This window comes from Catellatospora sp. TT07R-123 (assembly GCF_018327705.1).
Taxonomy (GTDB): Bacteria; Actinomycetota; Actinomycetes; order Mycobacteriales; family Micromonosporaceae; genus Catellatospora.
Genome location: NZ_BNEM01000001.1, coordinates 1,691,774 through 1,705,293, shown reverse-complemented (window position 1 = coordinate 1,705,293; position 13,520 = coordinate 1,691,774). Strand labels below are relative to the sequence as shown.

Sequence of the window (13,520 nt, the reverse complement as noted above, 5' to 3'; positions counted from 1 at the left end):
CGCGGCGCGCGGCGTCCGGTGTGGTCACATGCGCGAAACATGCCCTTGACAGACATTGAACAAGGGACAACTCTCTTCGGCAGAGAGCGCTCTCTACCGTCTTACCGGCTCGTCCCCTCGCGCCGGCACGCCCGGATCCCCGATAAGGGAGAAGAGATGCAACCTGCCCCGCGTCTCGCCGCCTCCCGCGGCAGACTCTTGTACTCGCTCGTGCTCGCCGCGGTGGCGACGCTGCTCATCGCGTACGCCGTCGTCATCGCGACCAATCCCGCCAACGCCGCGGTCACCCTGCTGTCACAGGGCAAGACCGCCACCGCGTCCTCCACCGAGAACGCGGGCACGCCCGCGTCGGCGGCCTTCGACGGCAACACCACCGGCACGCGCTGGTCTAGCGCGGCCGCCGACCCGCAGTGGCTCCAGGTGGACCTGGGCGCCTCGGCGAACATCAGCCAGGTGATCCTGCGCTGGGAGGCGGCGTACGCCACCGCCTTCACGGTGCAGACCTCCGCCGACGGCAGCACCTGGACCCCGATCTACAGCACCACCACCGGCACCGGCGGCGTGCAGACCCTCAACGTCACCGGCACCGGCCGCTACGTCCGGGTGTTCGGCACCGCCCGCGCCACCCAGTGGGGCTACTCGCTGTGGGAGTTCGAGGTCTACGGCGAACTCGTCGGCGGTGGCGGCTGCGGCACGGCCAACGCGGCCCTGGGCAAGTCCGTCATCGCGTCCTCGGTCGAGAACGCGGGCACGCCCGCCACGGCGGCCGTCGACGGCAGCACCACCACCCGCTGGGCCAGTGCCTTCACCGACCCGCAGTGGATCTACGTCGACCTCGGCTCGACCCAGTCGATCTGCCAGATCCTGCTGAACTGGGAGGCGGCGTACGCCACGGCCTTCCAGATCCAGCTGTCGAACGACACCACCACCTGGACCACCGTCTACAGCACCACGACGGGCACCGGTGGCAACCAGACCCTCAACGTCTCGGGCAGCGGCCGCTACGTGCGCATGTACGGCACGGCGCGGGCCACCGGCTACGGCTACTCGCTGTACGAGTTCGTGGTGCGCACCGGCAGCACCCCGACCTCGCCCAGCCCGACGCCGAGCACCAGCCCGAGCCCGAGCGGCGACCCGATCCCCGGCGGCGGCTCGCTCGGCGCCAACGTGAAGGTCTTCGACCCGAGCATGTCCGGCGCCACCATCCAGGCGCAGGTCGACGCCATCTTCGCGGAGATGGAGTCCAACCAGTTCGGCTCGCAGCGCTACGTGCTGGCGTTCAAGCCGGGCACCTACAGCGGGTTCAACGCCCAGATCGGCTTCTACACCTCGATCATCGGTCTCGGCCAGAACCCCGGCGACGTGCGCATCAACGGCGACGTCACCGTGGACGCGGGCTGGTTCCAGGGCAACGCCACGCAGAACTTCTGGCGCTCGGCGGAGAACCTGTCCGTGTACCCGTCGGCCGGGTTCACCCGGTGGGCGGTGTCGCAGGCGGCCCCGTTCCGGCGGATGGACATCCACGGCGACCTGAACCTCGCCCCGAACGGCTACGGCTGGGCCTCCGGCGGCTACATCGCCGACAGCCGGGTGTCGGGCTCGGTCGGCCCGTACTCCCAGCAGCAGTGGTACACCCGCGACAGCCAGATCGGCGGCTGGGTCAACGGCGTGTGGAACATGGTGTTCTCCGGCGTGCAGGGCGCCCCGGCGAACAGCTTCCCCAACCCCGTCTACACGACCCTGGCCACCACCCCGTTCAGCCGGGAGAAGCCGTACCTGTACCTGGACTCGGGCGGCAACTACCGGGTGTGGGTGCCGTCGCTGCGCACCAACGCGTCCGGCACCAGCTGGGCGGCCGGGTCCACCCCGGGCTCCTCGCTGCCGCTGAGCTCGTTCTACGTCGCCAAGCCCGGTGACAGCGCGGCTCGGATCAACCAGGCGCTGGCCCAGGGCCTGCACCTGCTGTTCACGCCGGGCATCTACCACGTCAACCAGACGATCAACGTCAACCGGGCCGACACCGTCGTGCTGGGCCTCGGCTACGCGACGATCATCCCGGACAACGGCGTGACGCCGATGGTCGTGGGCGACGTGGACGGCGTCAAGGTCGCGGGCCTGCTGTTCGACGCCGGCCCGACCAACTCGGCGAACCTGCTGGTGATGGGCGCGTCGACCTCGGGCGTCTCGCACGCGGCCAACCCGTCGTCGATCTCCGACGTGTTCTTCCGCATCGGCGGCGCGGGCGCCGGCAAGGCCACCAACAGCCTGCTGGTCAACAGCAACAACGTGCTGATCGACCACATCTGGGCGTGGCGCGGCGACCACGGTGCCGGTATCGGCTGGACCGTCAACACCGCCGACACGGGCCTCATCGTCAACGGCAACAACGTGCTGGCGACCGGCCTGTTCGTCGAGCACTACCAGAAGTACAACGTCGTCTGGAACGGTCAGGGCGGCCGTACGATCTTCTTCCAGAACGAGCTGCCCTACGACCCGCCGAACCAGGCGGCGTACATGAACGGCACGACGAAGGGCTACGCCGCGTACAAGGTGGCCAACACGGTCACCAGCCACGAGGCGTGGGGCATGGGCAGCTACTGCTACTTCAACGTCGACCCGACGATCCACGCGGCTCGCGGGTTCGAGGCGCCCAACAGCGCCGGCGTGAAGTTCCACAGCCTGCTCACGGTGTCCCTCGGCGGCAACGGTGTGATCGACAACGTGATCAACACCACCGGAGCCGCGGCCCAGGGCACGGCCACCGTGCCCGTGAACGTCGTCAGCTACCCGTAACCCGCGGTGGGCGCGGGCCGGCCGGGGCCTTCCACCGGCCGGCCCGTGACGGCGGACGGATCGTGAACGTGATCACCCTCGGGTGACCGGCCCGCTCGGGCGGGGCTAGACTCGGCAGCGCGAAGGGGAGTAGCTCCCAACGCGGTGGTCGACACAATGGCCCGCCCGTGCGGTCCCGGTCACCCGACCTCGTCTACGACGGGGTGAGCGAGACCTTCGACTTGGCTGAAAACGCCGGGTCGAGGTCGTCGCGTACGCCCAGCCCGGTGTCCATCCCCGGGAGGACGCAAGACATGGACGGGTTCGTAGCCGCGCTGCTCATCAGCTTCGGCGTCATCTTCGTGGCGGAACTGGGCGACAAGTCCCAGCTGATGGCGATGACCTTCGCCACCCGCTACCGCACCAGCACCGTGCTGATCGGCATCACCCTGGCCACGGCCGTGGTGCACCTGGTCTCGGTCGCCGCCGGCGCCGGGCTCGGCGCCACCCTGCCCACCGGCCCGATCAACCTGCTGGCCGGGCTGGCGTTCCTCGGCTTCGCCGCCTGGACGCTGCGCGGCGACAAGCTCACCGAGTCCGACGAGGCCCGCGCCGCCAAGAAGCGCCGCTCCGCCCTGTGGGCCGTGGCCGGCACCTTCTTCCTGGCCGAGCTCGGCGACAAGACCATGCTGGCCACCATCACCCTGGCCACCAGCCACGGCTGGTTCGGCACCTGGCTCGGCTCGACCGTCGGCATGGTCGCCGCCGACGCCCTGGCCATCCTGGTCGGCCGCCTGCTCGGCAAGCACCTGCCCGAACGCGCCATCAAGTTCGGCGCCGCCGCCCTGTTCGCGATCTTCGGCCTCTGGCTGCTCGTCGAGTCCATCACCCAGCTCACCTGACCACCCCACGCTGCGGCCGTTCGTGCAGTTTCGGGGAAAGTGCTGGAATCTTGGCGCCGGTTCGTGCAGTTTCCCCGAAACTGCACGAACGGCCGCGGTCAGGACTGCTGTGGCGCGCGCCCCAGGAGGCGGCCCAGGTCGACGATGCGCCGGTTGAGGCGTGCCGAGGTGATGCCTTCGACGTTCGCCACCGCCTGACCCGCGTATACGGTCGCCTCCCGGCGGTCGCCCGTCACCACCGACAACTCGGCGAGGCTCACCAGGTCCAGGGTGCGGTTACGGGCCTGTGCCGGGTCGCGCAGGCTGATCGCCCGTCGCAGGCGGCGCACTCCCTCCTCACCGTGCTTCGGGCTCGACCTGGCCAGGTCGGCGTAGGCGGCACCGGTCAGGCTGTACAGCTCGGCCTCGGTCACGTGCTGGCCGCCCCAGTCGTTCGCGACGCCGCCTTCGGCGCGGCTGAACTCCTCCTCCGCCAGGCCCACCGACCGGGCCACCGCCTGAGCGTCGCCGCGCTGGGCGTTGGCCCACGCCTCGATGCACAGCTGGTTCGCCCGCTCGGCCGGGCCGAGCACGGACCTGGCCGCTCGGCGGGCCGCGTCGAGCAGGCCGAGGGTGTCGTCGGGGCGGCGCATCTCGATGTTGTGCCCGGCCATCCGGGCGATCAGGTGGCCGCCCAGCCTCGGATCGCCCGCCGCTCGGGCCGCCTGCAGAGCCAGCCGGTAAAGCTGCTCGGCGTTGTCGTGATCCTCGACGTCCCGGGCGACGTAGGCACCGAGACCGGCGATGTCCGCGACGCGTTCCAGCAGCTCCCGGCGTAGGGGTTCACCCGTGGCGGCGCTGTGCGTCGAGGCGGCGCGTTCGAGCAGCACGGACACCCGTCGGCCCAGACCGCCACCACCGTGGCGGCTCACCAGGCCGCGGTAGAGATTCGTGGTGTCACGCAGCTCGGCGACGTGCTCCATCGTGATACGTCGAGGCAGGTCCAGATGCGGGCCAGGCGCAACGGGCCAGCCTGCCACCACCAGGCTCGCCGCAGCCGTGCTGCGCAACAGCTCTCGCCGTTCCGTCTCAGCCTCCTCGGGACGCAGCCTGCCTGCCTCCACGGTACCGTCGACACCGCTCGATGAGAGGACCTGATCGAGTTGCTTCGCCGTGGTGCCCGCTCTGCGCAGTCGTCGGGTCAGTGCGGCCGCGGCTTCGAGGCGACTGATCGACAAGCCGAGCACCTGTGCCAGCGCGCGCAGAGTCTCGCCGGTCGGCAACCGCTCCTCGCGTTCGTAGCGGGATATCTCGTTCTTCGTGAAGGTAGGTCGGCCGACCACCGCGCACAGCTGGTCGGCGAGTCGATCCTGACTTCGTCCGAGGTCCCGTCGGCGGTTCGCGATCAGCGTCCCCAACGACTCGCGATACGGCTGCACACACACCTCACGAATCCCACTCGACCGCCACGTGGCCTACGTAGTGGCCGACGCGGCGCTCCCGCCATCACGGTTAGCGTCGAAACATCCCCAGCGTCACACGCTTCACTGTACACAAAGGACAGCTACTAGGTTAAGCAAGTGTTATGCGTCATTCGTCGCAATGGAGGTTGAACGTGGGGACACCGATCGCCGACCGGGAGTTCAGCCAGTACGCCGAGGCTCAAGCCGCACATGGGGCACATCTGCTGCTGACGCACCGACGCGAGTCGACGGGATGCTGCCGGCACTGCGGTCGCCCGCACCCCTGCGAGCACCGCCTGCGCGGCGCACAGTTGATCGCGCATTTCGCCGACTGGCGGGTCGCGGAACCCTCACTCGTCAGGCCGTACGCCACCACCCGAGCGACTGTTGAGCCCAGCTAACCGTTCCCAAACTGACCGTCGACCTTGTTACTAGCAGTTCTCGGCTGGGACGGGTTGACCCGTCCCAGCCAAGAACCCGTCCCATAAGGTGAGCTGCGATGGTACGGCTGGGACGGGTGGTACGGGTACCCCTGGCGCCGAACGATAGTTCCGACACGATGGGCCGCTGACCTTGGCAAGTTGTTGCCTAAAGATCGACTTTCTGAATCTCGTGGTAGCTGACCCAGTGCCGTTCGGAGTCAGGTTGTGTGCGACCGCACGCACATGGCTCACCGATGCTTCGGTACAGGATTTCAAGCTTGCCGAAGTTCCCGCGAAGATCTTCAAACGCCTCTCTTACTCTGGTCACATGAATTCCAGACCGGATTGCGGCGTCTCGCATAATGGACCAAGGAGTATCGCTTGCACCAATGCCATGAACGGGAAGGTCGCCTACGTGTAGGTCCACCGAATTTCCGCTACGGAGTTGCCTTATAGCGAGCGGAGCGGAGCTATTCTCGCTAAAATGATGGTTGACCGTTATAGCGAAGTCGTTAGCTCCATCGTTCACTACTTCGGCAAATACCGACCCGCCGGAGGCGCTGGGTCGCCAAACAAAGCTCACCGTCACATCCGGGCCAAGCTCATTATGCCGCCTGGACGTCTCGATGCTGGTGAGGATTTGCGCTTCCCTGGCAGTAACGTCCGCCGCATCGGCTGACCGTTTTGCTGCATCCGCAGAAACATCAGCCGCATTGGCAGAGCGCTCACTTGCCAATGCACTTCGCCTGCTAAGGCGCCACGAAACAACCCCAAAGACGATACCTCCTACGACACCAACGGCGCCGCCGACTGCGCCCAGAATGTCGGTCCAAGAAGGACCCTCATCAACCACAGTTCCGTCCCATCGAGCGAGCGAGTCAATATTTCAACCTGAGGACACATTCCGCCTGATCACTTAACGCGATATGAACCCTGCGCTTGCTTTTCGGGCATCATACTCGGCCTGTTTAAAGTTCCACTAGCAGCATCTGCGAACCAGCCGATCCAGCGGTTCACGAACTCGTCAATGTCGTCGTAGGTAATGGGGGAGAAAGGCCAGGCTAGCTGGATGCCTCCGATCCCACCACCCAGCGCGGACACGCCCTGCTGAGGCGCCATGGCGAACGGAGATATCGAGCTGTCGTTTCGAGAGAAGGCCGAGTTCATGAACGCGGTCTCAAACCAGCCGAAACGGCCGTCCTCGCGTGCATCGCAAAACCAGAGCGAGTGACTTCTTCCCTCGTAATTCCATCGGTTGGCAGGTATCCGAACTCCAAGTGAAGCATAAGCCACGACGTCGAATGCGGGGGTGTTGCCCCAGGGCCTGGTATTTACTGGAGTTACTTCGCTGACCGTGAGACTTGCATTGTTCAATCGGACGGACCACCGATTATCGCGTTCGTTACTTAGGATGGCTGCAGTAGCTGCCTCGATCACGCTTTCTCTTAGCGTGTCACTAATGCGCCGCAACGAGCGCGCGGCGTCGCGAGCGATTGTGGACCGTCGTTCAAGTGCGGAGTTGGCTTCCGATTCCGCGCGGGCGGCTGCAGCCCGGCGTTTTACCTCCGCCAGGTTGGCCTCTTGAAGCCGGGCAATGCTACCTGCGGCCGGAGGTACCGAGGCACGGACGAGCCGCTTGAGAAGGTTCTCGGGAGATGGTCGCGACCCTGGTGATTTTGAAAGGCAGTCTTCGATAATGGCTGCGAACGACGGCGGAATGCCGTGTACTGGTGGCGGATCGTTGTGCAGATGGGCATTACGCAACTGTGCTGGATCGCCGGAAAATGGCGCCCGACCAGCAACCATCTCGTATGCGATGATGCCAGTAGAGTAGATATCAGTGGCCGACGTGGCACGTTCACCTCGCCAACGCTCTGGTGCGGCGTATTTATACGTCATGGCGAACTTGCGAGTGTCCGGCGCTGTAGTGGCCTCCGCATAACGCGAGATGCCGAAGTCCGCGAGACACCAAGCGCCGTTAAGAAGGAGAATGTTTGCGGGTTTGATGTCACGATGAACGACTTGCGCTTGTTCGAGGTCGATGAGCGCAGTCGCGATGTCAGTCAGAACCGCGATCACGTTATCTAGGTCGAGTAGGCCGGTCTGAGTCTCTAGGTAGGACTTCAGCGACATATCTGCCCGAGGCATGGCTAGCACCCAATGGGTGTCGGTCTCGCCGGAGTCCACGATCGGTACCACGTTCCGGGCGTTGGAGGGGTTGGCGAACAGAAGCTCGCGGTCCGCGCCGGGCTCCTTGGGCACGAACTTGATCGCTGCGCGGGCCTCGATATTGGAGCTGGCTGCGTAAACAGCGCCGTAGCCGCCATCGCCGATCCGGTCTGAGTACTCCCACACTGCATGATCTAGAGAAACCTTCTCCGTCATGCTGGGCAAGATAGCCCTCCATCGAGCAGATCAGAAACCACGACCGATTTGTGCGTGTCGTGGTCCTCGGGGTGCGTCGATGCTGCTCTCAGCTCTGGTCTCAGTTCTGGTCTCATTCGTCTTCGTTCGGCCGCGTCCTGTTGAGCCTGGCCAGCATCAGCCGCCAGCCGACCGATGGAACGTGGCCACTGCCGGACAAGCCCAAGTCGCCCTCGTAATAACAAGGTCGACGGTTTCGGCTGGTCGGCTGAGAGTCGAGTCGGCTTGCCCTGAGTGGTCTGGGCGTTCGTCATCGCGGCGGTGCCCAGGTCCCGCGACGGCCACGTGCTTTACTGGGCCGATCTCGCGCGGCGCCGCCGTGGCGGGGTGACCGTCCCACCGCGCAGGAGCCCGCGTGAGCAGCCCACACCACCACGCCGACGCGGCGTCGCACCGGCACGCAGATGCCGGACCGGCCGGGCACGGCCACTCTCACACCCACGGGTCGCAGCCGGTTGCGGTCACCCGCAGGGCGACGCGGCTGACGTTGGTGGCGCTCATCCCGGCGGCGCTGCTGACGCTGGTCGGGCTGGTGCTGCTGTGGCCGGGGGCGATCAAGGCAGAGCCGTGGACCGGGCCGCCGCAGTTCGAGGGTGTCGTGCAGGCGGTGCACCAGGTCGACTGCGCGACGCTGCCGCAGCCGCCCGCGCAGACCCCCGACCAGACCGGGCCGCCGGTCTGCGGCGAGGTCACGGTACGGCTGACCGTCGGCCCCGACTCCGGCACCGACGTCACCACCGCGATCCCGGCCGGACCCGGGGCGCCGAAGGTGTCCGCGGGCGACCAGGTGTACGTGATCAGGACCGACGACTCCGCCGAGGGCGGCGCGGTCACGTACGACATCATGGACCACGACCGCGCCGACGGCATGTGGGCGCTGGTGCTCGCGTTCGTGCTGGCCGTGGTGGCGTTCGGCCGCTGGCGCGGCGTCGCCGCGCTGGTCGGGCTGGCGTTCACGTTCGCGGTACTGCTGATGTTCATCGTCCCGGCGATCCTGCAGGGCAGCTCGCCACTGCTGGTGGCCATCGTCGGCTCGGCCACGATCATGCTGGTGGTGCTGTACCTGACCCACGGGATCAACATCCCGACCTCGATGGCGGTGCTGGGCACGCTGGCCGCGCTCGCGCTGACCGGCGGCCTGTCGGCGCTGGCGGTCAGCCTGCTGCACCTGACCGGTATGTCGAGTGAGGAGTCGGTCTACGTCACCTTCGTCAACGCCGACATCAACATGCCCGGCCTGCTGCTGGCGGGCATCCTCATCGGCGCGCTCGGGGTGCTCGACGACGTCACGGTCACGCAGGCGTACACGGTCACGGAGCTGGCGCAGGCCAATCCGTCGCTGGGCTTCGCGAAGCTGTACGCCGCCGCGGCGCGGGTCGGGCGGGCCCACATCACCTCGGTGGTCAACACCATCGTGCTCGCGTACGCCGGTGCGTCGCTGCCGACGCTGCTGCTCCTGGTCGCGGGCGGTGCCCCGCTGGGCTCGACGCTGACGTCGGAGTTCCTGGCCCAGGAGATCGTCCGGTCGATCGTCGGCACGCTCGGCCTGATCACCGCGGTGCCGATCACGACGGCCCTGGCGGCGCTGGCGGCGGGGGGCGGACGTCGGGAGCGGCGCCGGGCGCCGTCGCCGCGACCGCAGCGCCCGCGCCGGGCCGACCCGATCGAGGACGCCTGGGGCCTGCCGCCGGAGCAGCACGGCACCGGCGCGTACCCCGGCCGCGGCTGATCCGCGTCCGGCGGACTGCGCACGATCGCGGACGCCGGATGTGCCGGGTTCGGCTAGGTTTCGGAGGTCACGCCGCTCGTCGACGCCCGGAGGCGATACCCGCATGTCCATCAGCGAGCTGATCTCCCGTGCCGCGGGCACCGTCACCGAGCTGGTGGCCGAACCCGGCCGGCTCGGTCCCCGCGACGGCCGGACCCCGTGCGCGGACTTCGACGTGCACGAGCTGTGCGAGCACCTGCTGAACTCGATGAACATCAGCAAGACCGCGGTACGCCGTGAGGTCTGGCCGGACGGCCGCTGGCTGGAGATGGACCAGCCGCCGTGGCTGAAGTTCCCGGCGGAGCTGGCGTCGCTGACCGAGGCGTGGTCGGCGCCCGGCGCGCTGGACGGCGAGGTGGCGCTCAAGGGGCGCACGATCACGGCCAAGGTCGGCGCGGGCATCACGCTGATGGAGCTGGTCGTGCACGGCTGGGACCTGGCCCGCGCCGGGGGTGGCGACATCCGGTTCGACGACGACGTGCTCGCGGTGGCGATGGCGCAGGTCGAGCGCCTGTCCGGCACCCTGCGCGGCCGCCCCGGCGGCTTCGGCCCCCAGGTCCTGGTCGCGCCCGACGCGAACACCCTCGACCGCATCGTCGCCCTCACCGGCCGCGACCCCCTCTGGCACCCCCACCCCGCCCCCTGACCGCCCCATGCGCTGACCGGAAACGGCGATCTCCACGCGGAGATCGCCGTTTCCGGTCATAAGCGTCCGCTGAGCCGCAGGTTCCGACCGGAGGAAGCGATCTCCGGCCCGAACCCCACTTCCTCCGGTGCCAGGCGTCATGCCGGACGAAACGTCGCGTTTACATTTGCATGCTTCGAAGTTACCGTGTCTCTATAACGTTATAGACAACGTTGTACAGACGCCAGGGAGGCGCTATGCACCGTCGCACCGTCCTACGTGGCGGCGTCGCCGTCGCGGGCGGGCTCGCCCTCGCCGGTCAGGCCGTCACCGCATCCTGGGCCGGCGGCACCGGCACCCCGGTCACCCTCGTCGGCGACACCTCGTCCGGCGGGATCTACAACCCGTACGGCGCCGGCCTCACCCGCACCCCGTTCCTCAAGCTCCCGGCCGGGTCCACCCGCGCCACCGGCTGGCTGTCCCAGCAGCTGTCGCTGGACGCCTCCGGCATCGCGGGCAGCTACGACCAGGTCTCGCACTTCCTCGTCTACGCCGAGAACGGCTGGGTCAACCCGGCCAAGACCGGCTGGGAGGAGCTGCCCTACTGGCTGCGCGGCCTGACCGCGCTGGCCGCCGTCACCGGCGACGCGGCCCTGCGCAGCAAGGTCTCCACCTGGGTCAACGGCATCGTCGCCACGGCCCAGCCGGACGGCTTCTTCGGCCCGACCGCGCTGCGCACCTCGCTGGGCGGCGGCCCGGACTTCTGGCCGTTCATGCCGCTGCTCCAGGCGCTGCGCACGTATCAGGAGTACTCCGGCGACACCCGGATCATCCCGATGCTGACGAAGTTCCTGCAGTACCAGAACCAGTTCGGCGCCTCGGCGTTCAACCAGAGCTGGGGCTCGGTGCGCTGGGCGACCAACCTCGACACGGTGTTCTGGCTGTTCGCCCGGACGGGCCAGAGCTTCCTGCTGACGCTGGCCGACAAGATCCACCAGTACAGCAAGAACTACGTCAACAACCTGCCCACCATGCACAACGTCGACCTGGCCCAGGGCTTCACCGAGCCCGCGCTGATGGCCCTGCGCGGCAACACCTCGCTCACGCAGGCGACGTACAACAACTACTCGACGATCCAGTCGCAGTACGGGCAGTTCCCCGGTGGCGGGTTCGCCGGGGACGAGAACATCCGCACCGACCAGCGCGACCCCCGGCAGGGCTTCGAGACCTGCGGCATCGTCGAGTACATGCAGAGCTTCGAGACGATGACCCGGCTCACCGGCGACCCGAGCTGGGCCGACGGCTGCGAGAACCTGGCCTTCAACTCGCTGCCCGCCTCGATGTCGGCCGACCACCGGTCGCTGCACTACATCACCAGCGCCAACAGCATTCAACTGGACAACCGGGCCAAGACCCAGGGCCAGTACCAGAACGGGTTCGCCATGGAGGCGTACCTGCTGGGCGTGGACCAGTACCGGTGCTGCCCGCACAACTACGGGCAGGGCTGGTCGTACTTCACCGACAACCTGGTGCAGGCCACGGCCGACCGGGGCCTGGCGGTCACCATGTACGCGCCGAGCACCACCACCGCGAAGGTCGGCTCCGGCGCGGCCACGGTCACGCTGACCCAGGAGACGTCATACCCGTTCAACGGGGCGGTGACGCTGCGCCTGGCCACCTCGGGCGCGGTCGCGTTCCCGCTGTACGTGCGCATCCCGAGCTGGTGCCCCAACCCGTCGCTGACCGTCAACGGCGCCGCCCAGCCCGTGGCGGCCGGCCCGGCGTACGTCGCGGTCAACCGCACCTGGAACAACGGCGACACGATCGTGCTCACCCTGCCGATGTCGCCGAAGACCACCACCTGGACCGCGAACCAGAACGCGATCTCGGTCAGCAACGGCCCGCTGACCTACTCGCTGGAGATCGGCCAGAACTTCCTGCGCTACAACGACCCGAGCAGCGCCTGGCCGGAGTGGCAGGTCTTCCCGACCTCCGCCTGGAACTACGGCCTGGTCCCGAACTCGTTCACCGCCGTGACGGGCGGCGGCACCGGCAACCCGTTCACCCCGGCGGGCACCCCGGTGGCGCTGACCGCGCAGGCCCGCGCCATCCCGAACTGGCAGGCCGACAGCGAGAACGTGGTGTCGCGGCTCCAGCTCGGCCCGGTCGCGTCCGGCGAGCCGATCAAGACGGTCCGGCTCATCCCGATGGGCGCGGCCAGCCTGCGGATCACCTCGTTCCCGGCGATCGGCGGGTCGCGGCAGTGGCAGCTCCCGGCCACCCCGTCGGCGTCGTGGACCTTCTCCGGCGACACCGTCACCGCGCTCAACAGCTACTACGACCCGACCAGCTCGTACGACCAGTCGCACCGGCGCTTCACCTGGTGGGACCACACCGGCACCAGCGAGTGGGTGCAGTACACCTACGCCACGCCGGTCAGCGCCTCCTCGGTCAGCGTCTACTGGTACGACGACACCGACCACGGCCAGTGCCGGGTGCCCGCCTCGTGGCGGGTCGAATACCTGAACAGCTCCGGCGCCTGGCAGGCCGTGTCGGGGGCCTCGGGGTACGGGACGGCGCTCAACACGTACAACACGACGACCTTCACGGCCGTGACCACGACGGCGCTGCGGATCGTCGCGCAGCTCAAGGCCGGTTTCTCCGGCGGCGTCCTCCAGTGGAACGTCACCGCGGCCCCGGCGCTCGTCCGGGCCAACACCTGGTACCGCATCCAGAACGCCAACAGCAGCAAGGTGCTCGCGGTCTCCGGGATGTCGACGGCCGACAGCGCCAACGTGGTGCAGTTCGCCGACAACGGCAGCGCCGACCACAACTGGCGTTTCGACCACGTCGGCAACGGCTGGTTCCTGATCGTGAACCAGAACAGCGGCAAGGTGCTCGCGGTCAACAACATGTCCCGGGCCAACAGCGCGCTGGTGCAGCAGTTCGCCGACAACGGCAGCGCCGACCACTACTGGCAGCTGGCCGGCGACGGCGGCGGCTGGGTGCGCATCCGCAACCTCAACAGCGGCCTGGTGCTGGGGGTGTCGGGCATGTCGACCGCCGACAACGCGCAGGTGGTGCAGTTCGAGGACAACGGCACCGCCGACCACCGGTGGCGCCTGCTCGGCTGAACGCCGACTCGCCGTGCCCGGCGCCCTACAC

Annotated in this window: 7 protein-coding genes; 5 read left to right on the top strand and 2 right to left on the bottom strand. The window is 67.9% G+C overall.

Translation table 11 applies throughout. The features are described from left to right. Nucleotides 1–156 precede the first annotated feature (156 nt). Together Cs7R123_RS07050 and Cs7R123_RS07045 are read left to right on the top strand one after the other, a co-directional pair. Nucleotides 157–2,793, top strand: a complete 2,637-nt coding sequence (locus Cs7R123_RS07050) for a discoidin domain-containing protein (protein ID WP_212824407.1) — start codon at nt 157–159, stop codon at nt 2,791–2,793. Between the two features lie 293 nt (nt 2,794–3,086). Beyond that, nucleotides 3,087–3,674 carry a TMEM165/GDT1 family protein gene (locus Cs7R123_RS07045; protein WP_212824405.1) on the top strand — a complete coding sequence of 196 codons (588 nt, stop codon included), beginning with the start codon at nt 3,087–3,089 and terminating at the stop codon, nt 3,672–3,674. A gap of 98 nt (nt 3,675–3,772) precedes the next feature. On the opposite strand, the gene Cs7R123_RS07040 is transcribed toward Cs7R123_RS07045, so the two are convergent. Both Cs7R123_RS07040 and Cs7R123_RS07035 read right to left on the bottom strand, forming a co-directional pair. Next, complete coding sequence (locus Cs7R123_RS07040; RefSeq protein WP_212824403.1) at nt 3,773–5,071, bottom strand: helix-turn-helix domain-containing protein; 1,299 nt, start codon at nt 5,069–5,071, stop codon at nt 3,773–3,775. A gap of 1,379 nt (nt 5,072–6,450) precedes the next feature. Next, nucleotides 6,451–7,923: a serine/threonine-protein kinase gene (locus Cs7R123_RS07035; protein ID WP_212824401.1), complete on the bottom strand. Its 1,473-nt coding sequence runs from the start codon at nt 7,921–7,923 to the stop codon at nt 6,451–6,453. Nucleotides 7,924–8,317: 394 nt separating this feature from the next. Here Cs7R123_RS07035 and Cs7R123_RS07030 point away from each other — a divergent pair, with 394 nt between their 5' ends. The 3 genes from Cs7R123_RS07030 (at nt 8,318) to Cs7R123_RS07020 (ending at nt 13,489) form a co-directional block, all read left to right on the top strand. Beyond that, nucleotides 8,318–9,691, top strand: a complete 1,374-nt coding sequence (locus Cs7R123_RS07030; RefSeq protein WP_244871660.1) for a YibE/F family protein — start codon at nt 8,318–8,320, stop codon at nt 9,689–9,691. A 103-nt stretch (nt 9,692–9,794) separates the two neighbouring features. After that, nucleotides 9,795–10,376 carry a TIGR03086 family metal-binding protein gene (locus tag Cs7R123_RS07025; RefSeq protein WP_212824399.1) on the top strand — a complete coding sequence of 194 codons (582 nt, stop codon included), beginning with the start codon at nt 9,795–9,797 and terminating at the stop codon, nt 10,374–10,376. 236 nt (nt 10,377–10,612) lie between these two features. Continuing rightward, a complete protein-coding gene (locus Cs7R123_RS07020; protein WP_212824397.1) occupies nt 10,613–13,489 on the top strand; it encodes a beta-L-arabinofuranosidase domain-containing protein in 2,877 nt (958 codons plus the stop codon). The last annotated feature ends 31 nt before the right edge of the window (nt 13,490–13,520 follow it).

What these genes read in the sequence shown, in the direction of transcription:
- Cs7R123_RS07050 (WP_212824407.1), top strand. Translation starts at nt 157, where the DNA reads ATGCAACCTGCCCCGCGTCTCGCCGCCTCCCGCGGCAGACTCTTGTAC.
- Cs7R123_RS07045 (WP_212824405.1), top strand. Translation starts at nt 3,087, where the DNA reads ATGGACGGGTTCGTAGCCGCGCTGCTCATCAGCTTCGGCGTCATCTTC.
- Cs7R123_RS07035 (WP_212824401.1), bottom strand. Translation starts at nt 7,923, where the DNA reads ATGACGGAGAAGGTTTCTCTAGATCATGCAGTGTGGGAGTACTCAGAC.
- Cs7R123_RS07025 (WP_212824399.1), top strand. Translation starts at nt 9,795, where the DNA reads ATGTCCATCAGCGAGCTGATCTCCCGTGCCGCGGGCACCGTCACCGAG.
- Cs7R123_RS07020 (WP_212824397.1), top strand. Translation starts at nt 10,613, where the DNA reads ATGCACCGTCGCACCGTCCTACGTGGCGGCGTCGCCGTCGCGGGCGGG.